24 protein-coding genes are annotated in these 25091 nt (G+C 63.3%); 16 read left to right on the top strand and 8 right to left on the bottom strand.

What is annotated here, in order from left to right:
* Positions 1–131: 131 nt before the first annotated feature.
* Positions 132–908 (bottom strand): enoyl-CoA hydratase, encoded by a 777-nt coding sequence (locus P3T18_RS34440; RefSeq protein ID WP_429304461.1) that lies wholly within the window; start codon positions 906–908, stop codon positions 132–134.
* A 130-nt stretch (positions 909–1038) separates the two neighbouring features.
* Between P3T18_RS34440 and paaN the strand changes: the two genes are divergently transcribed.
* From paaN to paaK, 5 genes are all read left to right on the top strand, one after another.
* Positions 1039–2739 carry a phenylacetic acid degradation protein PaaN gene (paaN, locus tag P3T18_RS34445; RefSeq protein ID WP_429304462.1) on the top strand — a complete coding sequence of 567 codons (1701 nt, stop codon included), beginning with the start codon at positions 1039–1041 and terminating at the stop codon, positions 2737–2739.
* A 126-nt stretch (positions 2740–2865) separates the two neighbouring features.
* Positions 2866–4068 (top strand): 3-oxoadipyl-CoA thiolase, encoded by a 1203-nt coding sequence (gene pcaF / locus P3T18_RS34450; RefSeq protein WP_429304463.1) that lies wholly within the window; start codon positions 2866–2868, stop codon positions 4066–4068.
* Positions 4069–4117: 49 nt separating this feature from the next.
* Positions 4118–4909 (top strand): 2-(1,2-epoxy-1,2-dihydrophenyl)acetyl-CoA isomerase PaaG, encoded by a 792-nt coding sequence (gene paaG / locus P3T18_RS34455; RefSeq protein WP_429304464.1) that lies wholly within the window; start codon positions 4118–4120, stop codon positions 4907–4909.
* 1 nt (position 4910) lies between these two features.
* Positions 4911–5372: a hydroxyphenylacetyl-CoA thioesterase PaaI gene (gene paaI / locus P3T18_RS34460; RefSeq protein ID WP_429304465.1), complete on the top strand. Its 462-nt coding sequence runs from the start codon at positions 4911–4913 to the stop codon at positions 5370–5372.
* A 100-nt stretch (positions 5373–5472) separates the two neighbouring features.
* Positions 5473–6777: a phenylacetate--CoA ligase PaaK gene (gene paaK, locus P3T18_RS34465; protein WP_429304466.1), complete on the top strand. Its 1305-nt coding sequence runs from the start codon at positions 5473–5475 to the stop codon at positions 6775–6777.
* Between the two features lie 76 nt (positions 6778–6853).
* Here paaK and mltA read toward each other — a convergent pair whose 3' ends face one another.
* Complete coding sequence (mltA, locus tag P3T18_RS34470; protein WP_429304467.1) at positions 6854–8086, bottom strand: murein transglycosylase A; 1233 nt, start codon at positions 8084–8086, stop codon at positions 6854–6856.
* Between mltA and P3T18_RS34475 the strand changes: the two genes are divergently transcribed.
* Positions 8007–8177 carry a hypothetical protein gene (locus tag P3T18_RS34475; RefSeq protein ID WP_429304468.1) on the top strand — a complete coding sequence of 57 codons (171 nt, stop codon included), beginning with the start codon at positions 8007–8009 and terminating at the stop codon, positions 8175–8177. The two genes, mltA and P3T18_RS34475, sit on opposite strands and share 80 nt — an antisense overlap.
* A gap of 63 nt (positions 8178–8240) precedes the next feature.
* Here P3T18_RS34475 and apaG read toward each other — a convergent pair whose 3' ends face one another.
* On the bottom strand, positions 8241–8615 hold the full coding sequence (gene apaG, locus P3T18_RS34480; protein ID WP_429304469.1) for a Co2+/Mg2+ efflux protein ApaG: 375 nt from the start codon (positions 8613–8615) through the stop codon (positions 8241–8243).
* A 256-nt stretch (positions 8616–8871) separates the two neighbouring features.
* Here apaG and rpe point away from each other — a divergent pair, with 256 nt between their 5' ends.
* The 8 genes from rpe to P3T18_RS34520 all read left to right on the top strand — a co-directional run bounded on the left by rpe (position 8872) and on the right by P3T18_RS34520 (position 16224).
* Positions 8872–9555, top strand: coding sequence for a ribulose-phosphate 3-epimerase (gene rpe, locus P3T18_RS34485; RefSeq protein WP_429304470.1), 684 nt, complete (start codon positions 8872–8874; stop codon positions 9553–9555).
* Positions 9556–9596: 41 nt separating this feature from the next.
* Positions 9597–10313 (top strand): phosphoglycolate phosphatase, encoded by a 717-nt coding sequence (locus P3T18_RS34490; protein WP_429304471.1) that lies wholly within the window; start codon positions 9597–9599, stop codon positions 10311–10313.
* 372 nt (positions 10314–10685) lie between these two features.
* Entirely contained in the window at positions 10686–12179 is a 1494-nt protein-coding gene (gene trpE / locus P3T18_RS34495; protein WP_429304472.1) for an anthranilate synthase component I, read from the top strand.
* 13 nt (positions 12180–12192) lie between these two features.
* Positions 12193–12786: an aminodeoxychorismate/anthranilate synthase component II gene (locus tag P3T18_RS34500; RefSeq protein ID WP_429304473.1), complete on the top strand. Its 594-nt coding sequence runs from the start codon at positions 12193–12195 to the stop codon at positions 12784–12786.
* 17 nt (positions 12787–12803) lie between these two features.
* Complete coding sequence (gene trpD, locus P3T18_RS34505; protein ID WP_429304474.1) at positions 12804–13835, top strand: anthranilate phosphoribosyltransferase; 1032 nt, start codon at positions 12804–12806, stop codon at positions 13833–13835.
* An 18-nt stretch (positions 13836–13853) separates the two neighbouring features.
* Positions 13854–14639 carry an indole-3-glycerol phosphate synthase TrpC gene (trpC, locus tag P3T18_RS34510; protein ID WP_429304475.1) on the top strand — a complete coding sequence of 262 codons (786 nt, stop codon included), beginning with the start codon at positions 13854–13856 and terminating at the stop codon, positions 14637–14639.
* A gap of 39 nt (positions 14640–14678) precedes the next feature.
* On the top strand, positions 14679–15305 hold the full coding sequence (locus P3T18_RS34515) for a CYTH domain-containing protein (RefSeq protein ID WP_429304476.1): 627 nt from the start codon (positions 14679–14681) through the stop codon (positions 15303–15305).
* A gap of 82 nt (positions 15306–15387) precedes the next feature.
* Complete coding sequence (locus tag P3T18_RS34520; protein WP_429304477.1) at positions 15388–16224, top strand: uracil-DNA glycosylase; 837 nt, start codon at positions 15388–15390, stop codon at positions 16222–16224.
* A gap of 99 nt (positions 16225–16323) precedes the next feature.
* Here the strand turns inward: P3T18_RS34520 and P3T18_RS34525 are convergent, their stop codons facing one another.
* The 4 genes from P3T18_RS34525 to P3T18_RS34540 form a co-directional block, all read right to left on the bottom strand.
* Positions 16324–16920 (bottom strand): FMN-dependent NADH-azoreductase, encoded by a 597-nt coding sequence (locus P3T18_RS34525; RefSeq protein WP_429304478.1) that lies wholly within the window; start codon positions 16918–16920, stop codon positions 16324–16326.
* Between the two features lie 153 nt (positions 16921–17073).
* Positions 17074–18864 carry a M61 family metallopeptidase gene (locus P3T18_RS34530; RefSeq protein WP_429304479.1) on the bottom strand — a complete coding sequence of 597 codons (1791 nt, stop codon included), beginning with the start codon at positions 18862–18864 and terminating at the stop codon, positions 17074–17076.
* Positions 18865–18989: 125 nt separating this feature from the next.
* The gene (locus tag P3T18_RS34535; protein ID WP_429304480.1) at positions 18990–19715 is read right to left on the bottom strand and encodes a DsbC family protein; all 726 of its coding nucleotides are present in this window, start codon (positions 19713–19715) and stop codon (positions 18990–18992) included.
* A gap of 144 nt (positions 19716–19859) precedes the next feature.
* The gene (locus tag P3T18_RS34540; RefSeq protein WP_429304481.1) at positions 19860–21032 is read right to left on the bottom strand and encodes a UbiH/UbiF family hydroxylase; all 1173 of its coding nucleotides are present in this window, start codon (positions 21030–21032) and stop codon (positions 19860–19862) included.
* Between the two features lie 270 nt (positions 21033–21302).
* Between P3T18_RS34540 and ychF the strand changes: the two genes are divergently transcribed.
* On the top strand, positions 21303–22397 hold the full coding sequence (gene ychF / locus P3T18_RS34545) for a redox-regulated ATPase YchF (protein ID WP_429304482.1): 1095 nt from the start codon (positions 21303–21305) through the stop codon (positions 22395–22397).
* 63 nt (positions 22398–22460) lie between these two features.
* Here ychF and P3T18_RS34550 read toward each other — a convergent pair whose 3' ends face one another.
* Positions 22461–23465: a glycerophosphodiester phosphodiesterase family protein gene (locus P3T18_RS34550; protein WP_429304483.1), complete on the bottom strand. Its 1005-nt coding sequence runs from the start codon at positions 23463–23465 to the stop codon at positions 22461–22463.
* A gap of 255 nt (positions 23466–23720) precedes the next feature.
* On the opposite strand from P3T18_RS34550, the gene ugpB reads away from it, so the two are divergent.
* Entirely contained in the window at positions 23721–25046 is a 1326-nt protein-coding gene (ugpB, locus tag P3T18_RS34555; RefSeq protein ID WP_429304484.1) for a sn-glycerol-3-phosphate ABC transporter substrate-binding protein UgpB, read from the top strand.
* Positions 25047–25091 lie beyond the last annotated feature (45 nt).

Here is a 25091-nt window from a genome sequence, read left to right on the forward strand (position 1 = left end):
CCGCCCGACTCACCGCAAACCCCCGCCATTGCTGGCTCTCCCGCTTCCCCGTGCCCCGGTATCCGAAGCACGAAAGAGCGAGATTCTAGCGACCCGCGACGGGCCTGGCAAGCGTTATTTTGACAGGCGTATTAACGATGCTTGAAAACCGGTTTGCGTTTTTCGACAAACGCAGCCATTCCCTCTTTCTGGTCTTCGGTAGCGAACAGCGAATGGAACAGTCGGCGCTCGAAATGCACGCCTTCTGACAACGTCGTCTCGTATGCCCGATTGACGGACTCCTTCACCATCATCACAGCAGGCAGCGGGAATTCGGCGATGGTCGCGGCGGCGGCCAGTGCTTCGTCAATCAACGAGGCTGCCGGAATCACCCGGGAAACCAGTCCGGCGCGCTCGGCCTCGGCAGCATCCATAAAGCGGGCGGTCAGACAGAGGTCCATGGCCTTCGCCTTGGAAACGGCGCGCGGCAGTCTTTGCGTACCGCCGGCTCCCGGCATGATGCCGAGCTTGATTTCCGGCTGCCCGAATTTGGCGGTGTCGGCGGCAAAAATCATGTCGCACATCATGGCCAGCTCGCAGCCACCGCCCAGCGCGAAGCCCGCCACCGCGGCAATGATCGGTTTGCGGATGGATCGCACTGTTTCCCAGTTGCGGGTGATGTAGTCGCCTTTGTAGACGTCCATATAGGTATAGGTCGCCATCATGCCGATGTCGGCGCCCGCGGCGAATGCCTTTTCACTACCGGTGATGACGATCGCGCCGATCGCCTCGTCCGCGTCGAACGCCTGCAGTGCCGCACCCAGCTCGTCCATCAACGCGTCGTTCAATGCGTTCAAAGCCTTCGGACGATTCAAGGTAACCAGCCCCACCCGTCCCCGCGTCTCAACCAGAATGTTCTCGTACGCCATGCAGCCTCCTAGATAAATGACACGCGAAAACGCTTCGCGCGGCCGTCCCAATAATGCTAACATTCCCCAACCAACCGGTCGGTCAATTATTCGACAGGCTTTCCCCAACGTACAGCCCAAGCCCTCTGCCATGACACATCCGTTATTCACCAAGCACGAAGCCACGCTGCAAAAGGCTCTCACCGCGGTCGAAACACGCGGCTACTGGAGCCCGTTCGTCGAAATGCCCAGTCCGAAAGTGTACGGGGAAACAGCCAACGCGGACGGCGAAGCGGCCTTCAAAGCGCATCTGAACAAGACCTTCGAACTGGACCAGCCGTCCACCGGCGAAACCGTCGGCGCGGAAGTTTCGCCATTCGGCATTCCGCTCGGCATCCGTTATCCAAAGGCCGATCCCGACACGCTGATTGCCGCCGCCGCTGCCGCGCAGAAAGACTGGCGCAAGGCTGGCCCCACGGCGTGGGTCGGCGTGAGCATGGAAATCCTCGCGCGCGTGAATCGTGCGAGTTTCGAAATCGGCTACAGCGTGATGCACACCACTGGCCAGGCTTTCATGATGGCCTTCCAGGCAGGCGGTCCTCACGCGCAAGACCGCGCGCTCGAAGCCGTGGTCTATGCGTGGGACGAGTTGCGCCGGATTCCGGGCGAAGCACACTGGGAAAAGCCGCAGGGCAAAAACCCGCCGCTGGCCATGCACAAGCGCTACACGGTCGTTCCGCGTGGCACGGGCCTCGTGTTGGGCTGCTGCACGTTTCCGACCTGGAACGGCTATCCGGGCCTCTTCGCCGACCTCGCCACCGGCAACACCGTGATCGTCAAGCCGCACCCGGGCGCGATCCTGCCGCTGGCGTTGACCGTCCGAATTGCGCGTGACGTGCTGCGCGAAGCCGGCTTCGATCCGAATGTCGTCACACTGCTCGCTACCGAGCCGAACGACGGCCCGCTCGTGCAAGCGCTGGCCGTGCGTCCGGAAATCAAGCTGATCGACTTCACCGGCAGCTCGCAAAACGGCACGTGGCTGGAACGAAATGCGCACCAGGCGCAGGTCTACACCGAGAAGGCCGGCGTCAACCAGATCGTGATCGACTCCGCCGACGACATCAAAGGTGTTGCCCGCAATATCGCTTTCTCGCTCGCGCTGTACTCGGGCCAGATGTGCACGGCGCCGCAGAACATCTATGTACCGCGCGACGGTATCCGTACCGCCGAAGGCACGCTCAGCTTCGACGAAGTAGCTCAGGCCATTGCCGGCGCGGTCCAGAAGCTGGTTGCCGATCCGGCGCGTGCCGTCGAATTGATCGGTGCGATCCAGAACGAAGGCGTCACGCAGCGTATCGAAGAAGCAGGCAAGCTTGGCCGCGTGCTCGCCGCCAGCCAGACGCTCGAACACCCGGCGTTTGCCGGTGCACGCGTGCGTACGCCGCTCGTGCTTCAACTGGACGCCGCCACCGACAACGCGCAGTTCACCAAAGAATGGTTCGGCCCGATCTCGTTCGTCATCGCGACGGATTCGACGGCGCAGTCGCTCGAACTGGCCGGCTCGATCGCCGCCGAACATGGCGCACTGACCTTGTCCGTGTACAGCACGGACGAAGCCGTACTCGAAGAAGCACACGAAGCGTCGATCCGCGGCGGCGTTGCGCTGTCGATCAACCTGACGGGCGGTGTTTTCGTCAATCAGTCGGCCGCCTTCTCCGACTTCCACGGCACGGGCGCCAACCCCGCGGCGAACGCCGCGCTGGCCGACGCCGCCTTTGTTGCCAACCGCTTCCGCGTAGTCCAAAGCCGCGTTCATGTTGAACCGAAAGCGGCGCCGGCGGTAGCTGGCTGAAAGTCATAGGGCAAACGCACGGCTTTCGTCCTATGACGTTTGGCCGAATGGACCGAGCCGTGCGTCACAACTAACATGAGACATCGGATCGGCATCTCACGCCGGTCCGCTACCGCAGGAATCCACATGAACGACGCCTTCATTTGCGATGCGATTCGCACTCCGGTCGGCCGCTACGGCGGTGCCCTCAAAGACGTACGCGCCGACGACCTCGGTGCGGTTCCGATCAAGGCGCTGATCGAGCGCAATCCGGACGTGGATTGGAGCGCCGTCGACGACGTGATCTACGGCTGCGCCAACCAGGCCGGCGAAGACAATCGCAACGTCGCGCGCATGTCGGCGTTGCTGGCCGGTTTGCCCACGCAGGCTCCGGGCGCAACCATCAACCGGCTATGCGGCTCGGGCATGGACGCGGTCGGCACCGCTGCTCGCGCCATCAAGGCAGGCGAAGCGCGATTGATGATTGCCGGCGGCGTCGAAAGCATGACGCGCGCTCCGTTCGTGATGGGCAAAGCCAACAGCGCCTTTTCGCGGCAAGCGGAAATCTACGACACCACGATCGGCTGGCGCTTCGTCAACGCGCTGATGAAACGCCAGTATGGTGTCGACTCGATGCCCGAAACCGCGGAAAACGTCGCAGTCGAGTTCGGCATCAGCCGTGCCGATCAGGATCTTTTCGCGCTCGCGAGCCAGCAAAAAGCGGCGCGTGCCCAACGCGACGGCACCCTCGCTCACGAGATCGTCGCCGTCGAAATTGCGCAGAAGAAAGGCGACCCCGTGCGCGTGACGCAAGACGAGCATCCGCGTGAGACGTCGCTGGAAAGTCTCGGCAAGCTCAAAGGCGTCGTGCGTCCCGACGGCAGCGTAACTGCCGGCAACGCGTCGGGAGTCAACGACGGCGCGTGCGCGCTGCTGCTTGCCAACGCCGAGGCTGCAGATCAGTACGGCCTGCGTCGCCGCGCTCGCGTAATCGGCATGGCAACCGCCGGCGTCGAGCCGCGCATCATGGGCATCGGCCCGGCACCTGCAACGCAAAAGCTGCTCAAGCAACTTGGCATGACGCTCGAGCAATTCGACGTGATCGAACTCAACGAAGCGTTCGCCTCGCAAGGGCTCGCCGTGTTGCGCACGCTCGGTTTGCGCGACGACGATCCGCGCGTCAATCCCAACGGCGGCGCAATTGCACTGGGACATCCGCTCGGCGCATCGGGCGCACGGCTGATCACCACCGCGCTTTATCAACTGGAAAGAATCAACGGCCGCTTCGCGCTTTGCACGATGTGCATCGGCGTCGGCCAGGGCATCGCGCTGGCAATCGAACGGCTCTGATCCGTGCGCGGCCAATTCATTGGTCAAAGAGACTTTGAGGAGACACCCAATGTCGTATGACGCCATTCGCATCGATCTCGACGCATCGAGCCGTGTCGCGACCATCACGCTGAACCGGCCGGACAAACTCAACAGCTTTACGCGCGCCATGCACGGCGAACTCAGCGCGGCGCTCGACGAGGTCGAATCCTTCGGCGCCCGCGCGCTCGTGTTGACGGGCGCAGGCCGCGGTTTCTGCGCCGGCCAGGATCTCGCGGATCTCGACTTCACGCCTGGCGCCATGACGGACCTCGGCGCCCTGATCGACGATCACTTCAATCCGCTGATTCGCCGCTTGCAGGCTCTGCCGTTGCCCGTGATCGCCGCCGTCAACGGCACGGCAGCCGGCGCCGGCGCCAATCTCGCGCTGGCGTGCGATCTGGTTCTCGCAGCTCGCTCGGCCAGTTTCATTCAGGCATTCGTGAAGATCGGCCTCGTGCCGGATTCTGGCGGCACCTGGTTCTTGCCGCAGCGCGTCGGCATGGCCCGCGCGTTGGGCCTCGCCACGACGGGCGACAAACTCAGCGCGGAAAAAGCCGAAAGCTGGGGGCTCATCTGGCAAACCGTCGACGACGCCGAACTGGCCGCCGCGGCGAGCAAACTCGCAACGCACCTCGCCCAGCAACCCACGCGCGCCATCGCCGGCATCAAACAAGCCATGCGCGCAGCCGCCACGCAGACACTGGATCAGCAACTCGATCTGGAGCGCGACCTGCAGCGTGAACTCGGCGCTTCGCATGATTACGCCGAAGGCGTGCAGGCATTCGTCGAAAAACGCGCACCACGCTTCGAGGGCCGCTGACATGTCGACCCAACCGAAATCCGCAGCCTCGATGACGCCAGACGAACTCGCTCAGGCCACCGCTGTTGCCATGTACGAAAACGACGCATGCAGCAAGGCGCTCGGCATCGAAATACTCGAAGTGCGTCCCGGCTACGCGCGTCTGCGCATGGCCGTGCGTGACGACTTCCTGAACGGTCATGAAATCTGCCACGGTGGTCTGATTTTCACATTGGCCGATTCGACGTTCGCTTTCGCCTGCAACTCGTACAACATCAATACCGTTGCAGCCGGTTGCTCGATCGAGTTCCTGCGGCCGGTGCCGCGCGGCGAAGTTCTGACGGCGGAAGCGGTCGAGCAGACGCTGAGCGGGCGCACCGGCATCTACGACATTCGCGTGACCAATCGTGCGGCGGAAACCGTGGCGATGTTCCGCGGGAAGTCAGCGCAAATCAAAGGCAATCTGATTCCAACGGGCGACTGAAAGGCGCATAGATAGCAGCCCGTCACCCGTTTAACCGTGCAAGACGCACCGTACCGACTCAAGCACCAAACCAGGCATTGAGGCAGCAAGGAGACATTCGATGACCACCGCCCTTCCGCTCGATCCCATCGAGACCGCCAGCCGCGACGAACTCGCCGCACTTCAACTCGAGCGGCTCAAATGGTCGCTCAATCACGCGTATGAAAACTCGCCGGTCTATCGTCGCAAGTTCGACGAAGCGGGGGTTCATCCGAGTGAAGTGAAGACTCTTGCGGACCTCGCGCGCTTTCCGTTCACGACCAAGAAGGACCTGCGCGACAGCTACCCGTTCGGGATGTTCGCCGTGCCGCAGGAGCAGGTCTCGCGCATTCATGCTTCGTCGGGTACGACGGGCAAGCCGACCGTGGTGGGCTACACCGCGCGCGACATCGACACGTGGGCCAACCTGGTCGCGCGCTCGGTGCGAGCCGCCGGTGCGCGGCGCGGCGACAAGGTCCACGTGAGCTACGGCTACGGGCTCTTTACGGGCGGCCTCGGTGCGCACTACGGCGCCGAACGCGCGGGCCTGACAGTCATTCCATTCGGCGGCGGTCAAACCGAAAAGCAGGTGCAACTGATCCAGGATTTCCGGCCGGACATCATCATGGTCACGCCGAGCTATATGCTTTCGATTGCCGACGAGCTGGAGCGTCAAGGCATCGATCCGGCCGACTGTTCGCTGCGCCTCGGCATCTTCGGCGCGGAGCCGTGGACCAACGACATGCGTCAGGCAATCGAGAAACGCATGGGTATCGACGCCGTGGACATCTACGGTCTTTCGGAAGTGATGGGACCGGGCGTGGCATCGGAATGCGTCGAAACGAAAGACGGCCCGACCATCTGGGAAGACCACTTCTATCCCGAGATCATCGACCCTGAAACCGGTGAGGTTTTGCCGGACGGCGAACTGGGCGAACTGGTCTTCACGTCCCTCACCAAAGAAGCGCTGCCGATCGTCCGTTACCGGACACGCGATCTGACGCGTCTTTTGCCCGGCACGGCGCGCACCATGCGCCGCATGGAAAAAATCACGGGCCGCTCGGATGACATGATGATCGTGCGCGGCGTGAATGTTTTCCCCACGCAGATCGAAGAACTCCTGCTCAAGCAGCACGCGCTGGCTCCGCACTATCAGATCGTGCTGACCAAGGAAGGTCCGCTGGACGTGCTGACCTTGAACGTCGAGCCCTGCCCGGAAACCGCGCCCGATACCGTTGCGCTCAGCACCGCCAAGCAGGCGCTCGCCTACGACATCAAGGCGCTGATCGGCGTGAGCGCCGTGGTCAACGTGCTGGGCGTGAATGGAATCGAGCGCTCGGTGGGCAAAGCACGGCGCGTCGTCGACAAACGCACGTCCGGGCTCTGAGCGGAGACCCCGAATTCGCGGCGCAAACCGCGGATTCAGGCTTTCAGCACAAGTTAAGCACCAGCCAGACGGGACGTTACGAGTTAGGCAGCAACAGCCACATCCGGCCGCCCTGCTTCATCTTGCCGGCCAGATCGCCGGCGTCGTCGCCGAGACCCCAGAAGTAGTCGGCGCGCACGCCGCCCTTGATCGCCGAGCCGGTGTCCTGGGCAAAGACGAGCCGGTTCATCGGCGAGTTCGTGAGCGGCCGGGTTGTCTGCAGAAACACCGGCGTGCCGAGCGGAATCGAAGACGGGTCGACCGCGATGGAGCGCTCCGGTGTCAGCGGCACGCCGAGCGCGCCGATCGGACCATCCGCGCCGCCGCTCGGCGCGTTTTCGCCAGACGGCATTTCGCGGAAGAAAACGAAGCGCGGATTCGTGTCGAGCAATGCGTCGACACGCGTCGGGTTCGAACGCGCCCACGCCTTGATGCCCTGCATGGTGGCCTGAGCGGGCGTGAGTTCACCGCGATCCAGCAACCAGCGGCCAATCGATTTATACGGCTGGTTATTGGTCCCGCCGAAGCCAAGGCGCATCACACTGCCGTCTTCCATGACGATGCGTCCCGATCCCTGCACCTGCAAAAAGAACGCCTCGATCGGATCGTCGACCCACACGAGTTCATTACCGTTGAGCACGCCGGCGCGTTCGAGTTGCGCGCGCGCGGGCAGCGGCGCACCGGTGCGATACGCGGACGGCCAGCGGTACAGCGCAGTCTGGTACACACCATGGCGCGTGCGCGAACCGCGCAGCAAAGGCTCGTAATAACCGGTGACGAGGCCGTCGAGCGTACCGTCGCTATTGGCCAACTGGAAAGGCGTGAAGTAGGCCTCGAAAAAAGCGCGTGCGCTGGTCACGTCGAGATCGTCGATCTGCGAGGCCGCAGCGCAGGCACGCGCCCAGTTCGCCTGGCGCGCGAGCCGCACACAGTTCTGGCGCAACGCCGCGGTGGCGCCGATCAGCGAGTCGTCCTGCCAGCCCGGCACCTGTTGCCAGGCAACGGCGGTAAGCCGCGTTGCGGCTATCTGACCGGGTATGATCGCCGCGCCCGTGGGCGGCGAAACCGACGGCCGGACCGCGCCGCCACCACCGCACGAAGCCAGCAGCACTGCAACCGAAAGCGTGCCGAGCCATGCTCCGGCGCGGCGGATAAAACGCATACAATGTTCGTTCTTGATGGAAACCGCCATGTCTGATCTGTTCGACGAATACCCGATGCTCATCTTCGCGCTGGAGTCGCTCCTCGCGCTCTTCCTGCTCGTCTTCATCGTCGTGTGGACGTCGTCGGGCAAGAAAAAGGCTGCACGTGCGCGCCTTTCAAACACTGCCGAGCAGCAAAAACAGCAGAAGCCGCAATAACCGCGGTCATTGCCGTAGCGCTACGCAGCGAGCTTTCTAAAGACCGCGTGTCACCCTCTCGGTTCAATGCAAAGTACGCGGCATGCGCAGAATGAACTCCGGCACCGGCGCGTCGAAACGTTCGCCGTCTTCGGCGACGCAAAAGTACTCGCCGCGCATCGTACCAACCGGCGTGGCAATCACCGCCCAGCTCGTATATTCGAAATGCTCGCCCGGTTTGAGCAAAGGTTGATGCCCGACCACGCCGAGCCCTTTCACTTCCTGCACGTTCTTTTCGCTGTCTGTAATGACCCAGTGACGCGCGATCAGTTGAGCGGGCACCTGGCCGCTGTTACGGATGGTCAGCGTGTACGCAAATGCGTACTGGCGGCGCTCCGGGTCCGACTCTTCGGGCAGATATTGCACCTGCGACGACACGCTGAATTCGTACTGGCTCATCCTGATTCCGGTCTGATAAAACGAGGGGCGTGAGACCCGCGGGAAGCCCGAACGCCAACGGTTTGCGGGCGCACCGGCGAAGCAGCGCTTATGGATTGGCATTCTGCTTCATGCGCGGCAGGGCCGCAACCGGACAAATCCCTCTGGACCGGCCCCATCCAGGCGTTTTGCGGCGCGCCGGACTACGCGCGACGAACCGGCTTCCACACGCACAAACCGGTAAAATGGCGTTTTCCCGCTTGCATCCTCCCCCGCCATGACGCAATTCCGCATCGCTCCCAGCATTCTGTCCGCCGACTTCGCCCGCCTTGGCGAGGAAGTGCGCAACGTCGTCGCCGCCGGCGCCGACTGGATCCACTTCGACGTGATGGACAACCATTACGTGCCGAACCTGACGATCGGACCGCTCGTCTGCGAAGCCATCCGGCCGCACGTCGATGTGCCGATCGACGTGCACCTGATGGTGCGTCCCGTCGACCGCATCGTGCCGGACTTCGCGAAAGCGGGCGCGAACCTCATCAGCTTTCATCCGGAAGGTTCGGACCACATCGACCGCACGCTGTCGCTGATCCGCGATCACGGCTGCAAGGCCGGCCTCGTGTTCAATCCGGCTACGTCGCTGAATTACCTGGATCACGTGATGGACAAGCTCGACCTCGTCCTGATCATGTCGGTGAATCCGGGGTTCGGCGGCCAGTCGTTCATTCCCGAGGCGCTCAACAAGCTGCGCGAAGCCCGTCGGCGCATCAACGAGTACAAGGAGCGCACCGGCCGCGAGATTCATCTGGAAGTGGACGGCGGCGTCAAGGTCGACAACATCGCGGAAATCGCGGAGGCAGGCGCGGACACGTTCGTGGCCGGTTCGGCCATCTTCGGCGCGCCGGATCACAAGGCCGTGATCGACAAGATGCGCGCGGCGCTCGCTCATATCGAGCACTGAATCCGGCACTGAAGCGTCCACCAAAACCAGCCTCCGACACCATGACCGCTCCGTACCCTGCTCCCCAGTTCACCGGCCCGCGTCTGCAAGCCGCGATCATCGACCTCGACGGCACCATGGTCGACACCGCCGACGACTTCACCGCCGGGCTGAACGGCATGCTCGCGCAACTCGACGCGGCCGGAACTTCGCGCGAAGAAGTGATGGACTACATCGGCAAGGGTTCGGAGAATCTGATTCGCCGTGTGCTGGAACCGCGCTTCGAAGCGCAACACGCGCAAGACCGTTTCGACGAAGCGCTGGCGATCTATCAGGCGGAATACGCCAAAATCAACGGCGTGCACACGCGCTTGTATCCGGACGTCGAAGCCGGTCTCGCGGCCATGCGCGACGCCGGCCTCAAGCTCGCCTGCGTGACCAACAAGCCGCATCGTTTCGCGGTGGAGTTGCTGGAGCAATACGGTCTCAGCCAGTATTTCAGCGTGGTGCTCGGCGGCGACAGTCTGCCGCTGAAAAAGCCCGATCCGCTGCCCATGCTCACCGCCGCAGCGCAACTCGGCATCGCGCCGCAAGCCACGGTCGCCATCGGCGACTCGGAAAACGACGCGCTGGCGGGCCGCGCGGCGGGTATGGCAACGCTCACCGTCCCGTACGGCTACAACCATGGGCGCGCTATACAAGAAATAAAATCCGATGGTATAGTTGTCTCGCTGCTGGATGCCGCCAAGGCGATCGCAGCGCACCATTCCACGACTTGAAAAGTCCTTCATCCTCATGTTTCTGAATAAAAAACGGAGTCTGATTAGCATCGACCGGGGAGCCTGGCCCTGGCGTCGCTGGTCGCGCTAACCTCGCCTGAGGTACGCTGAAGCTCGTCTTCGGCAACCGTTTTTTACTTCGCTGCGCTCACGCGTTTTTCCCATCACCTTGTTTCGCTGCACCGGTTGATTTGGCCTACGTGTACCCAAAAAGTACATTTGCGCGCTGAAACCCGTTGCATGCGTCGGTGGGAAAGTCGCGCCGGTCAGACCTATCTCGTGTCGAACAATCGAACGAACGCCTGACCGGGGGCGCCGCGCCCCGCTTTGTCCGACGCACGCTGCCGCCGGACCTATGAACAGGATCGGAACATGACCGAACTCGAATTCCAGTCCCTCGCCAACGAGGGTTTCAACCGTATTCCGCTGATCGCCGAAGCGCTCGCCGACCTCGAAACGCCGCTCTCGCTGTACCTGAAGCTGGCGCAGTCCGAACGTAACGGCGCCAACTCGTTCCTGCTGGAATCGGTGGTGGGCGGCGAACGCTTCGGCCGCTACTCGTTCATCGGACTGCCGGCGCGCACGCTGCTGCGCACCCGCAACGGCGTCTCGGAAGTGGTGCGCGACGGCAAGGTCGTCGAAACGCACGAAGGCGATCCGCTCGAATTCATCCAGCAATTCCAGGCTCGCTTCAAGGTGGCGCAACGCCCCGGCCTGCCGCGCTTCGCGGGTGGTCTGGCCGGCTACTTCGGTTACGACGCGGTTCGCTACATCGAGAAAAAACTCGCGCACACCGTGCCGAAAGACGATCTGAACCTGCCCGACATCCAGTTGCTGCTCACCGAAGAAGTCGCGGTGATCGACAACCTCGCGGGCAAGCTCTACCTCGTGGTGTACGCCGATCCGACGCAGGCCGAGGCTTACACGAAAGCAAAACAACGTCTGCGCGAGCTGCGCCAGCGTCTGCGTACGACCGTGCAGCCGCCGGTCACGTCGGCGAGCGTGCGCACCGAAACCTACCGTGAGTTCGCAAAAGACGATTACCTCGCGGCCGTGCGCAAGGCGAAGGAATACATCGCCGCGGGCGAACTGATGCAGGTGCAGGTCGGGCAACGTCTGACCAAGCCGTATCGCGACAATCCGCTTTCGCTGTATCGCGCGCTGCGTTCGCTGAATCCGTCGCCGTATATGTATTACTACAACTTCGGCGATTTCCACGTGGTGGGCGCGTCGCCGGAAATTCTGGTGCGTCAGGAAAAGCGCGGCGAAGACCGCATCGTCACGATTCGTCCGCTGGCCGGCACGCGTCCGCGCGGCAATACGCCGGAACGCGACGCCGAACTGGCCACCGAACTGCTGAACGATCCGAAGGAAATCGCCGAGCACGTCATGCTGATCGACCTCGCGCGCAACGACGTGGGCCGTATCGCGCAGATCGGCTCAGTGGTCGTCACCGACAAAATGGTGATCGAAAAGTATTCGCACGTGCAGCACATCGTGAGTTCCGTGGAAGGCAAGCTCAAACCCGGCACCACCAACTTCGACGTGCTGCGCGCCACGTTCCCGGCCGGCACGCTGTCGGGCGCGCCGAAGGTCCGCGCGATGGAACTGATTGACGAACTCGAACCCGTGAAGCGCGGCCTGTACGGCGGAGCGGTCGGTTATCTGTCGTTCACCGGTGAAATGGATCTGGCCATCACGATCCGCACCGGCGTGATCGCGAACGGCAATCTGTATGTGCAGGCGGCAGCGGGTGTGGTCGCGGATTCGGTGCCGGAATCCGAATGGCAAGAAACCGAGAACAAGGCGCGCGCCGTTCTGCGCGCCGCCGAGCAGGTTCAAGACGGCCTCGATAGCGACTTCTGACCGGAGACACACCATGCTGCTCATGATCGACAACTACGACTCGTTCACCTACAACCTGGTGCAGTACTTCGGCGAACTCGGCGAAGACGTGCGCACCTACCGCAACGACGAAATCACGCTGGACGAAATCGCGAAGCTCAACCCCGAGCGCATCTGCCTTTCGCCCGGCCCGAGCAACCCGCAACACGCCGGCATCACGCTCGATGTGCTGCGCGAATTCAGCGGCAAGACGCCGATTCTCGGCGTCTGCCTCGGCCATCAGGCGATCGGCGAAGCCTTCGGCGGCCGCGTGGTGCGCGCGCAAACCATCATGCACGGCAAGGTCAGCACGATCGAAACCGACTGCAAAGGCGTGTTCAGCGACCTGCCGAAACACTTCGTGGTGACGCGTTACCACTCGCTCGCGATCGAACGCGAGTCGCTGCCCGATTGCCTGGAAGTCTCGGCATGGACCGAAGACGGCGAGATCATGGGCGTGCGTCACAAGGAACTCGCGGTGGAAGGCGTACAGTTCCACCCGGAATCGATCCTGTCCGAACACGGCCATGCGCTCCTCGAAAACTTCGTGAAGCAGTCGAAAGCGAAGATGGCCCACCGCACTGCCTGATGAAGCGAGACGACATCATGACGATTACGCCCCAGGAAGCGCTGCAACGGACCATCGAGCACCGCGAGATTTTTCACGACGAAATGCTGCATCTGATGCGCCTCATCATGCGCGGCGAACTCTCGCCCGTGATGGCGGCGGCAATCATCACCGGCTTGCGCGTCAAAAAAGAGACTATCGGCGAAATCACCGCCGCCGCCACGGTGATGCGTGAATTTGCCCGGCACGTCGAGGTGCCGGACAACTCGAACTTCGTCGATATCGTCGGGACCGGCGGCGACGGCGCGCACACCTTCAACATTTCCACCGCCACGATGTTCGTCTCGGCCGCTGCCGGCGCGAAAGTCGCCAAACACGGCGGCCGCAGCGTGTCGAGCAAGTCGGGCAGCGCAGACGTTCTGGAAGCACTCGGCGTGAATATCGATCTGCAGCCGGAACAGGTTGCGGCGTCGATCGCGGAAACCGGCATGGGCTTCATGTTCGCGCCGAACCATCATCCCGCCATGAAGAACATCGCGCCGGTGCGCCGCGAACTCGGCGTGCGAACGCTCTTCAACATTCTCGGGCCGCTGACCAATCCGGCCGGCGCCCCCAATCAGCTGATGGGCGTCTTTCACGGCGACCTCGTCGGGATTCAGGTGCGCGTGATGCAGCGCCTCGGCGCCAAGCACGTGCTGGTGGTGTACGGTATGGACGGCATGGACGAAGTCTCGCTCGGCGCAGCCACGCAGGTGGGCGAACTGCGTGACGGCGAGGTGCGCGAATACGAAATCCATCCGGAAGACTTCGGCATGCAGATGGTGTCGAACCGTACGCTGAAAGTGGAAGACGCCGCCGAGTCGAAATCCATGCTGCTCGACGCGCTCGACAACAAGCCCGGCGTGGCGCGTGAGATCGTCACGCTGAATGCGGGCACGGCGCTGTATTCGGCCAACGTGGCTTCGTCGATCGCGGACGGCATCCAGCTCGCGCGCGAAGCCATCGCCAGCGGCAAGGCTCGATCCAAGGTCGACGAACTCGTCCGCTTCACCCAGCAATTCAAGCAGTAACCACGTAGCGAGATATCTATGAGCGACATTCTGGACCGCATCATCGCGGTCAAACGTGAAGAAGTCCGCGCGGCCGAACAGAGCGCGCCGCTCGAAGAATTGCGCCTCGAAGCCGCGTCGCGCGACATTCGCGATTTCGTCGGCGCGTTGCGCGCGAAGCATGCGGCCGGTCTCGCCGCCGTGATCTCCGAAGTGAAGAAGGCGAGCCCGTCGAAAGGCGTGCTGCGCGAAGACTTCGTGCCGGCCGACATCGCGCGTTCGTACGAGAAACACGGCGCGGCGTGTCTGTCGGTGCTCACCGACGTGCAATTCTTCAAGGGCAGCGTTGCCTATCTCGAGGAAGCACGCGCCGCCTGCAGTCTGCCGGTGTTGCGCAAGGATTTCATCGTCGATCCATATCAGATCGTCGAAGCCCGCGCGATGGGTGCGGATGCGATCCTGCTGATCGCCGCCGCGCTCGAAACATCGCAGATGCAGGATCTGGAAGCGCTTGCGCATTCGCTGGGTCTGGCCGTGCTGGTCGAAGTGCACGACAGCAACGAGCTGATGGAAGCGCTCACCTTGAAGACGCCGCTGATCGGCATCAACAATCGCAATCTGCGTACTTTCGAAACCTCCATCGAAACGACGATCGGCATGCTCGAATCGATTCCCGACGACCGCATCGTCGTGACGGAATCCGGCATCCTGTCGCGTGTCGACGTCGAGCGCCTGCGGGCCATGGACGTGCACACGTTCCTGGTCGGCGAAGCGTTCATGCGCGCCGATGAGCCGGGTGTGGAACTTGCGCGGATGTTCTTCTAAGCGCGGTTCCCGCGTTCAACGCACGAAGCGGAGCACGCCATGGCAATGGAACGTGAAATCAAGCTGGCTTTGCCGGCTAGCCAGGTGAAGGCGGCGACCGAATGGTTCGTCGCGCGCACCGGCAATGCCGGCCGTCCGGTCGAGTTGGCGAACATCTACTTCGACACGCCTAAGCTCACGCTGGCGAAGTCGAAAAGCGCGCTGCGCCTGCGCCATACGCCGGACGGCTGGCTGCAAACCTTCAAGACGGTCGGCAATGCAAAAGACGGCTTACACAGCCGTCACGAATGGGAAATGCCGGTGGCCGGCGAGAAGCTGGAAATCGACGCCTTGCTGCGCGAGTGCGACGAACCCGACGCCGCCGAGGCGCTTCGCCAGGCCGCGCCGGAACTGATCGAACTCTTCCGCACCAATTTCACGCGCACACTCTGGCATGTCGAACTCGACGGCTCGACGGTGGAAGCCGCGATCGATCGCGGCGACGTCATTGCCGAAGTGGAAGGCGAAACGCAACGCGCGCCGATCTGCGAAGTCGAACTCGAACTGAAGTCAGGCGACGAAGCCGCATTGACTGCGCTCGCAGCCGAACTCGGCAAGCAGGTGGACGGCCTCGCGCCCGACAACGTCAGCAAAGCGCAGCGCGGATACCAGTTGCGCGCAGGTTGATCCGCGCGCACGCACGGTTGCGCGCGTCGTACCGTGCGCGCGAACTTGAGCTAGTGCGCGTTTGCTGCGACACTTCCCCGCCATGAACTCCGCTTCCCGTACCCGCCCCAAGTCGCCGCAAGCCTCGCTGTTCGGCGACATGTCTTCCGACGACGCTCCGGCTAGTCCATCCGCCGGCGTCGTCACCGCTGATCAGCCGCCGCCCACGCTCGAAGCGCAGTTCGCCGCGCTGCCCGCCGCGTGGCGAACGCATCTGAAGCCTTTTATCGAGAGTGACGCTTACGCGCCGCTGTGCCGTTTCGTCGATGGCGAGCGCGCCGCCGGCAAGACCGTTTATCCCGCCGACGTGTTCCGCGCCTTGCGTCTGACAAGCCCGGACGAAGTGAAAGTGGTCATTCTCGGTCAGGACCCGTATCACGGCGAAGATCGCGGCACGCCGCAGGCGCACGGGCTGGCCTTTTCGGTTGCGCCGAATGTGCGCACGCCGCCGTCGCTGCGCAATATCTTCAAGGAAATCGCAGCCAGTCTCGGCCACGACACACCGCGTCACGGTTGCCTCGACACGTGGGCCAAACAGGGCGTGCTGCTGCTGAACACCGTGCTGACGGTCGAGCGCGACGCGGCGGCGAGCCATGCCAAACGCGGCTGGGAAAAATGCACCGACACGCTGATCCACGAACTGGCCATGCGTCACGATGGCCTCGTGTTCATGCTGTGGGGCGCGCATGCTCAGGCCAAACGGGCGTTGCTCGGCGGCAAGTCGCACTGCGTGCTGGAAGCGCCGCATCCGTCGCCGTTGTCGGCGCATCGCGGTTTTCTCGGCTGCGGCCATTTCGCCAAGGCCAACGCGTTTCTGACCGAGCATGGCCGCGAACCGATCGACTGGCGTCTGCCCGACGAAGCGCAAATGCTCGCCTGACGCAACACGCCGCCAGAAACAAAAACGCCACGGAATTCACATTCCGTGGCGTTTTCTTTTGCGCCGCCGCTTTACCGCGAGGCGCCAAAAACCCGTGCGTCAGGCAGCGGCGATCGCTTCGCGCGCGCCGGCGAGAGCTGCGCTCGCAGCGTCCGGGCCCATGTTCAGGCCTTCGGCGTAGATGAAGTTCACGTCGGTCATGCCGAGGAAGCCGAGGAAGCTCTTCAGATACGGCGTCTGGCTATCATTCGGCGTGCCCAGATACTTGCCGCCGCGTGCCGAGACGACATAGACCTTCTTGCCCTTCACGAGGCCTTCCGGACCGTTCGCCGTGTACGCGAAAGTGATGCCGGCGCGGGCGATGAAGTCGAAGTACGTCTTGAGTTGCGACGAGATGCCGAAGTTGTACATCGGTGCGCCGATCACGACCACATCGGCGGCTTGCAGTTCGGCGATCAGCGCTTCGCTGCGTGCAGCGATGGCCGCTTGTTCCGGCGTGCGTTGTTCAGCCGGCGTGAAGAATGCGCCGAGGACGGCGTCGTCCAGGTGCGGCAGCGGTTCGGCTTGCAGATTGCGGACGACGACTTGCGCGCCCGGATTCGATTGTTGCAGCTTTGCGGTCAGCTCGTTGACGAGCAGCGTCGAGTTCGCGCCTTGCGAGCGGGCTGCCGAGTTGATTTGCAGGATCGTGGTCATGGTTGACTCCAGTTGGGGCGCGCAGTTTTGCGCGAGTGGAGTCATTGTGTTTTTTTACCGGGCTGGGAAAAAGCCATCCGGCAGCGACGGATTGTTGCACTGGTAGAACAATCCGCCGCGATCGATCGGCGCAGGCGCGCCGACTGACGACAATCAGCTTTGCAGCCAGCGCTCGCGCGCCTTACGCGATGCCGGTCGCTTGTCGCTGACACTGAGCTTGTAGCGCGCCACTTCCGGCCCGTCCAGCTTGACTTGCGTCGTACGCAGCTCGTCCCGGCGGAAAGCGTGCACTTCCACCTTCGCGCCCGGCAGATAACGCGACAGCAGCGCGTCGAGATTCCCGCCGGTCACGCGCAAACCGTCGATGGCGATCAACACGTCGCCCGCGGACAAGCCCGCTTTCTGCGCCGCGCTGCCTTCGTGCACGGCGGCCAGCATGCAATCCGCACCGCCGCGCAGGCGCGCGCCGAGCGACGGCTTGCCGTTCTTGTCCTGTTCCGGCGCCAGCACGACACCGAACGGCGCCAGCAGCGTGTCGAGCGGCAGGTCGCGCGTGCCGTGCACGGCTTCGGCGAACAGTTCGGCGAGTTTCGCGCCGGTTGCTTCCGCGAACAGCGCCTCGATCTCGCTTTCCTGCACGCCGACCGGCTTGCCACGATAGAAGTCGCGACCGAAGCGCTGCCACAGCAGACGCATGACGTCGTCGAGCGATTTACGGTTGCCGGTTTGCGCGCGAATCGTCAGATCGAATGCGAGCGCAACCAGCGAGCCCTTGGTGTAATAGCTGACGATTGCGTTCGGCGCGTTTTCGTCCTGACGGTAGTATTTGACCCACGCGTCGAACGAGCTTTCCGCGACGGTCTGCTTCAGACGGCCGCTGCCGCGCTGCACGCCGCCGATCACCTTGCCGAGCATGCCGAAGTAGTCGTCCGGCGAAATCAGGCCGCTGCGCACGAGAACCAGATCGTCGTAGTAAGACGTGAAGCCCTCGAACAGCCACAGCAGCGACGTGTAGTTTTCGACGTTCAGATCGTACGGCGCGAAGGTGGCCGGCTTGATGCGCTTCACATTCCACGTGTGGAAATACTCGTGACTGCACAGGCCGAGGTAGGTGCGATAACCCTCGGTCATGGCGTCGCGCCCTTCCACCGGCAGATCGCCGCGATTGCAGATCAGTGCCGTCGACGCGCGATGCTCCAGACCGCCGTAACCGTCGGCGACGGCTTGCGTCATGAACACGTAACGGTCCATCGGCGCCTTCTTCGACTTCGGCTCGAACATGGCGATCTGCGCCTCGCAGATTCGCTTCAGATCGGCGGACAGACGCACCATGTCCAGCCCGATCACGCGGCCGGCGATGACGATGTCGTGCGGCACGCCATGCGCCTTGAAGGTCGCCAACGCGAATTCACCCAGCGTAACCGGATGATCGATCAGTTCGTCGTAGTTCTGCGCGCGATACTCGCCGAAGCCGTAGCGCTTCGTGCCGCGCGCTTCCGGCAGCGCCGTAGCGACGCGCCAGTTGCGATACGCCGCGCCGTCCGGCTTCTGGATATCGACCACGCACTGCGCCTCTTCGTGACCGAGCGGCGACAGAAACACGCTCGTGCCGTTGAAGAAGCCGGTGGTGTCGTCCAGGTGCGCGGCGCGCACCGACATATCCCACGCGTAGACCTCGTAGCGCAGCGTCAGCGCGCCTTTGACCGGCGCGGCCTGCCACGTGTGCTTGTCGGTTTTCTCGACGCGTACCTTGCGGCCCGCTTCGTTGAACGCGCGCAGCGTGACGATGTTGCGCGCGAATTCGCGCACCATGTAGCTGCCCGGAATCCAGACCGGCAGCATGAAGCGCTGACCTTGCGGATCGGGGTCGGCAACGGTTACGGTGACTTCGAACAGATGGGCGGCGGGCAGCTTGGGAACGATGGTGTAGCGGATCGGCTTCATCGGGGCGTGAGAGATGAGGAGAAGATGCGAAGCGGAGAAGTGTCGAGGTTCGAAGCCTAAGCTTCGAGGCTCGATGCGAAAGGAGGCGCCCTGCGCGCCTCCTTTCCTCAATCGGTCCGGCGTGCTCAGTGCACCGCGGACATTTCCTTGTCCAGCCGGTCGGCCGGCACCGCGCCCGGCAGACGGCGGCCGTCGGCGAGGAACACGGTAGGCGTGCCGTCCACGTTCATGGCGTGGCCGAGCGCGAGGTTCTTGTCGATCGCGGCGGTGTCGCAGGTGCCGGCGGCCGTGGGCGCCTGGTGATCCTGCATCCACGATTCCCAGGCCTTGGCGCGGTCGGCCGAACACCAGATCGACTTCGACTTGACGGTCGAATCCGGCGACAGCACCGGATACAGGAAGGTGTACACGGTCACGTTGTCGATCGACTTGAGCGTGGTTTCCAGCTGCTTGCAATACGGGCAGTTCGGATCGGAGAACACCGCGATCTTGCGCGCGCCGTTGCCCTTCACCACCTTCACCGCGTTGGCAAACGGCAGGCTCGCGAAGTCGATCCGGTTGGTATCCGCCAGACGGGCTTCGGTCAGGTTCTTGCGCGTTTTCGAATCGACGATATCGCCGAGCACGAGGTAGTCGCCGGTGGCGTCGCTATAGACGATCTGCGAGCCGAGGTTCACTTCGTACAAACCGGCGATCGGCGACTTGGTGACGCTCTTGATGGTCACGTCGGCGAGGCGCGTTTGCAGCGTGGCCTTGATTTTGTCGGTGGTCTGGTCGGCCTGCGCGGAGCAGCCGATCGTGATGGCGGCAATCGCAAGCGCGGCGGCCGCGATGCGGAAAGTTCGTTTCATGCTGAATTCCTGATTTCAATTGCGCGCCTGGCGCGCCCGGTACTGATGGGACGTTTCCAGTATGACTGGAAAGGCATCTATCCGTTCATGATACCCGTCTCGCCGCTCCGGCACGCCGGGCGGCTTCTATCGCGCTATTTACTGTTACCCCAGCGCGGCCGACACCAGCCAGCGTTTGATGAAAGGCTGCGCGCCCACGAAGGCCATGCCGGTATTGCGCAGCACCTTGGCGAACGGACCGGGCGCCGCGAACAGCTTTTGCAGGCCGTCGGTCGCGATCATCAGTGCGCGGATGTCTTCGCGGCGCGCGCGCTCGTAGCGACGCAGCAGCACCATGTCGCCGAGATCGCGGAACGCTTCCTTGGCCGCAACCGTATCCGCGAGCGCCGCCACGTCGCGCAGACCGAGGTTCATGCCCTGGCCCGCGAGCGGGTGAATCAGATGCGCCGCGTCGCCGACCAGCGCCACGCGCGGCGCTACCAGCTTGTCCACGGTTTGCAGCGCGAGCGGGAAACCTTGCGCGGGCGTCACGCAGTCGAGTGCGCCGAACTGGCCGCCAGTTACGCGCTCCACTTCAGCAGCGAGTTGCGCGGGATCGAGCGCGACGAGTTGTTCGGCGTGTTCCGTGCGCGCCGACCACACCAGCGAAACGTGGCCGTCCGGCATCGGCAGCAGCGCGACGATCTCGCCGTCCCGAAACCATTGGTACGCGGTTTCACCGTGCGGCTTTTCAGCCTTGAAATTGGCGACCACGCCGGTTTGCCGGTAGTCGCGGCGATTCATCTTCGAGCCGATCTGCGCGCGTACCCAAGAATGTGCGCCGTCCGCGCCGACCACGAGATCGGCTTCGAGCACGTTCCCGTTCGCCAGGCCAACGCTCGCGCCGTCGGCGCCCAGGTCGAGCGCCTGCGCGCGCGAATCGATCCACGTGAGGTTCGGCTGGAATCGCAGCGCGGCATCCAGCGCGCGCTCGATCACGGCCGACTCGACGATCCACGCGAGTTGCGGCACGGATGCCTGGAACGCGGAGAAATGGAGTTCGGCGTGGGCGTCACCGTAGACGCGCATGTCGTAGACAGGGCCAAGCTTCGTCAGATCGAGCGCCTGCCAGACCCGCAAGCGCTCCAGCAGCGCCTGGGAACTCGACGACAACGCGTAGACCCGCGAGTCGAAGGAAGCGCCCGGCGGCAGCGGCGCGCAGGGTTGCGCCAGCAGCGCCACGCGCAGCCCGCCTTGCGTCAGCGCAAGCGCCGCGGTCTTGCCGACGAGCCCGCCGCCGATCACGGCGACATCAAAGGTCTGGTGGTGTGCGTTCATGCCGCATTATAAGCTGCGGGGTAGAAGGGACGGATCGGCGCGGCGCCAAACCCACTGCGGCATAAGGAAGCCTATCTGAACGGGTTACAATTGCGCTTTCCGTGACAAAAAACTCGCCCAGAACGCTGAATCGCCGTCCGTCCGGCGTCCGTTCCGGTGACTTGTCCCGCTCCGCTGCGCTTCCCCCGCCCTGCCACCGCGAAGGCTTGCGCAATCCTGCACACAGCGTCGAGCGCATCACGCAACTTACTGATTCACTGAAGGATTTCCATGAGCCTCAAATGCGGCATCGTCGGCCTGCCTAACGTCGGCAAGTCCACCCTGTTCAATGCGCTGACCAAGGCGGGCATCGCCGCGGAAAACTATCCGTTCTGCACGATCGAGCCGAACGTCGGCATCGTCGAAGTGCCGGATGCACGCCTGAAGGCGCTCGCCGAAATCGTCAAGCCGGAGCGCATCCTGCCGGCCGTGGTCGAATTCGTCGACATCGCGGGTCTGGTCGCCGGCGCGAGCAAGGGCGAAGGTCTGGGCAACCAGTTCCTCGCGAACATCCGCGAAACCGACGCGATCACCCACGTGGTTCGCTGCTTCGAAGACGACAACGTGATTCACGTCGCCAACAAGGTCGACCCGCTGTCGGACATCGAAGTCATCAACACCGAACTGGCGCTCGCCGACCTCGCCACGGTCGAAAAGGCGTTGACGCGCTATTCGAAGGCGGCCAAGTCGGGCAACGACAAAGAGGCCGCGAAGAACGCCGCCGTGCTGGAAAAAGTCCGCGCGCAGCTCGACCAGGCCAAGCCGGTCCGCGCGCTGGATCTGTCCGATGAAGAAAAAGCCACGCTCAAACCGTTCTGCCTGATCACGGCCAAGCCGACCATGTACGTCGCCAACGTGAAGGACGACGGCTTCGAAAACAACCCGCATCTGGACGCGGTCACGAAATTCGCCGCCGCGGAAAACGCGCCGGTGGTGGCGGTGTGCGCGGCGATCGAAGCGGAAATCGCCGACCTCGACGAAGCCGACATGGAAGTCTTCCTCGCCGACATGGGCATGGAAGAGCCGGGCCTGAACCGCGTCATCCGCGCGGGTTTCAAGCTGCTCGGTCTGCAAACGTACTTCACGGCCGGCGTGAAGGAAGTGCGCGCATGGACCATTCATATCGGCGACACCGCGCCGCAAGCCGCTGGCGCGATCCACACCGACTTCGAGCGCGGCTTCATCCGTGCGCAGACCATCGCTTTCAACGACTTCATCACCTACAAGGGTGAACAAGGCGCGAAGGAAGCCGGCAAGATGCGTGCGGAAGGCAAGGAATACATCGTGCACGACGGCGACGTGATGAACTTCCTGTTCAACGTCTAAGTCCGGTCCGGCACGACGCCATTCCGCGTCAGCGAAAAAAGCCCGCTTTGCAGCGGGCTTTTTTTATTGCCCTGGAGAGGTGGCGGAAGCAGCCGAAGTTGCCGACGAACCCGACGCCGCGCATTCCAGCGGCGCGTCCGAAAGCGCGGCACGCACGGCCGCCATTTTCAGCGGCGAGTCGGCGAGTACCGCGTCGATACCGAGACAGGCGGCGCTTCGGTACGCGTCGGCGTCGTTCACGGCAATCGCGACGATGCGTACGTCGGGACGCTGCCGGAAGCAGGCAACCGTGGCGGGTGTCCAGAGCGTGGCCTGCACGTCCGAGCGTCCCTCGCCCAGGGTGAATTTCTCCACCACGGTGACGGCGCGATGCAGTTCGAACGCAACGGAAGCATGCGCCGCGGGCGCCTCCATGCAGCCTTGACCGAGCAGCACGCGCACGAGACGGCCACGGGTCGCGTCGCGCGATTCGAAAAGCCGTGCTTGCGGATACGCGGCGAAACTCTGCTGATAGTCGGCTTCGGTCGAATAGATCGTGACGCGCGACCACGCGTGCTCCTCATCCAGCACGCGCGCCACGGCCAGCGTCTCGGGCGCGGCCGGCAGCGCCTTCATGTCGAGGATGACGGGCATGCCGGCAGGTATCGCGCTCAACGCATCGCGTAAGGTCGGGATGCCGACCGGACGCGCGCGATACGGAAACGTGCCGTCCTGCTGGAAACGCCACCCGGCATTGACTCGCGATAACTCCGCCGCCGTGCGCGCCGCCACCGGTCCGCTTGCGTCGGTCAAGGCCGACAGATCGGCGGGACGATACAGAACCGGCACACCGTCTTTGCTTAACTGCACGGTCAGCCACATCGCATCCGCATGATGGGCGACCGACTGGCGGATCGCTTCGAGTGTGTTCTCGGGCGCATCGCCAGTGCCGCCGCGATGCGCGACGATCGCGGGCAACGGAGCCGTTTGCGCGGCACGGCCACTCACGGCGACGGGCGCGCGGGCGCAGCCCAGCAGCGTGAACGCAAGCATCGAACCAATGCTCAGGCACTTCAGCAAATCCCGCATCTGCATTCCTCATCGACCCACGCCCGATAACCGCTCCGGCACCGATTGTTTCCGTTTCGTGACAGCGATGTTAAATTGCGGCATCCGGCGCCCCGCAAAATGGAGCGCCGCCGCCCGGCCATCGACGCCGGACTGTCATCGAACACAACTAGAATCGCGCGATCCGCTTTTGCGCCCGTTCCGGCCAGCGTCATGTTGCACGAACCCGAGCGCGCAAAGAAGCCTTCGTTCCGGTCGACCCAGGAGACAACATCGATGAGTTGCAAGCCGCTTTTCCGTTCGCTTTCCGTCGCTGCCGTATTGAGCTTTGGCCTCAGTCAGGCCGCTCATGCCGCGACTGAGATCCAGTTCTGGCACGGCATGGAAGCCGCCCTGGGCGAACGCCTGAACGACATTGCCAACGCGTTCAACGCCTCGCAAAGCGACTACAAGATCGTGCCGGTCTTCAAGGGCACCTACGACCAGACACTCGCCGCCGGCATCGCCGCTTATCGCAGCGGTAACGCGCCGGCCATTCTGCAGGTCTACGAAGTCGGCACCGCGACAATGATGCAGGCAAAGAAAGCGGTTATCCCGGTTTCGGAAGTGTTCAAGCAGGCCGGCGTGCCGCTCGACGAAAAAGCCTTCGTGCCAACCATTGCCAGCTACTACAGCGACGCCAAAACCGGCGAACTGATTTCGATGCCGTTCAACAGCTCGACGCCGGTGCTGTACTACAACAAGGACGCCTTCAAGAAGGCCGGCCTCGACCCGAACCAGCCGCCGAAAACCTGGGCCGAACTGCAAACGGACGCACAGAAGCTGAAGGCGTCGGGCATGGCATGCGGCTATTCGTCGGGCTGGCAAAGCTGGATCCAACTCGAAAACTACAGTGCCTGGCACGGCGCGCCGTTCGCCACCCGGAACAACGGTTTCGACGGCGCCGATGCGCAACTCGAATTCAACAAGCCGCTCCAGGTCGCGCACATCCAGTTCCTGCAGAACATGCAGAAGGACGGCACCTTCACCTATGTCGGCCGCAAGGACGAACCGGTGTCGAAGTTCTATAGCGGCGACTGCGGGATCATCACGAACTCGTCGGGATCGCTCGCCACCATCAAGAAGTACGCGAAGTTCAACTTCGGCACGGGCATGATGCCGTACGACGCCAGCGTGAAGGGCGCACCGCAGAACGCGATCATCGGCGGCGCCAGCTTGTGGGTGCTGTCGGGCAAGGACGCCGCCACCTATAAGGGCGTGGCGAAGTTCCTGTCGTACCTGTCGTCGGCGCCGGTTGCCGCGAAGTGGCATCAGGACACGGGCTATCTGCCGGTCACCACGGCCGCGTATCAGCTGACCCAGCAGCAAGGCTTCTACGAGAAGAATCCGGGCAGCGACACCGCGATCAAGCAGATGCTCAACAAACCGCCGCTGCCGTACACCAAGGGTTTGCGTCTGGGCAACATGCCGCAGATCCGCACCATCATCGACGAAGAACTCGAACAGGTGTGGGCGCAGAAAAAGACCCCGCAGGAAGCGCTGGACTCGTCCGTTTCGCGCGGCAACGAGTTGCTGCGCCGCTTCGAGAAAGCCGGCAACTGAGCCTGAGTCGAACCGTGTGACGGCGCGCTCGCGCTGTTGCACGGC

This window comes from Paraburkholderia sp. GAS199 (genome assembly GCF_050436585.1).
GTDB lineage: Bacteria > Pseudomonadota > Gammaproteobacteria > Burkholderiales > Burkholderiaceae > Paraburkholderia.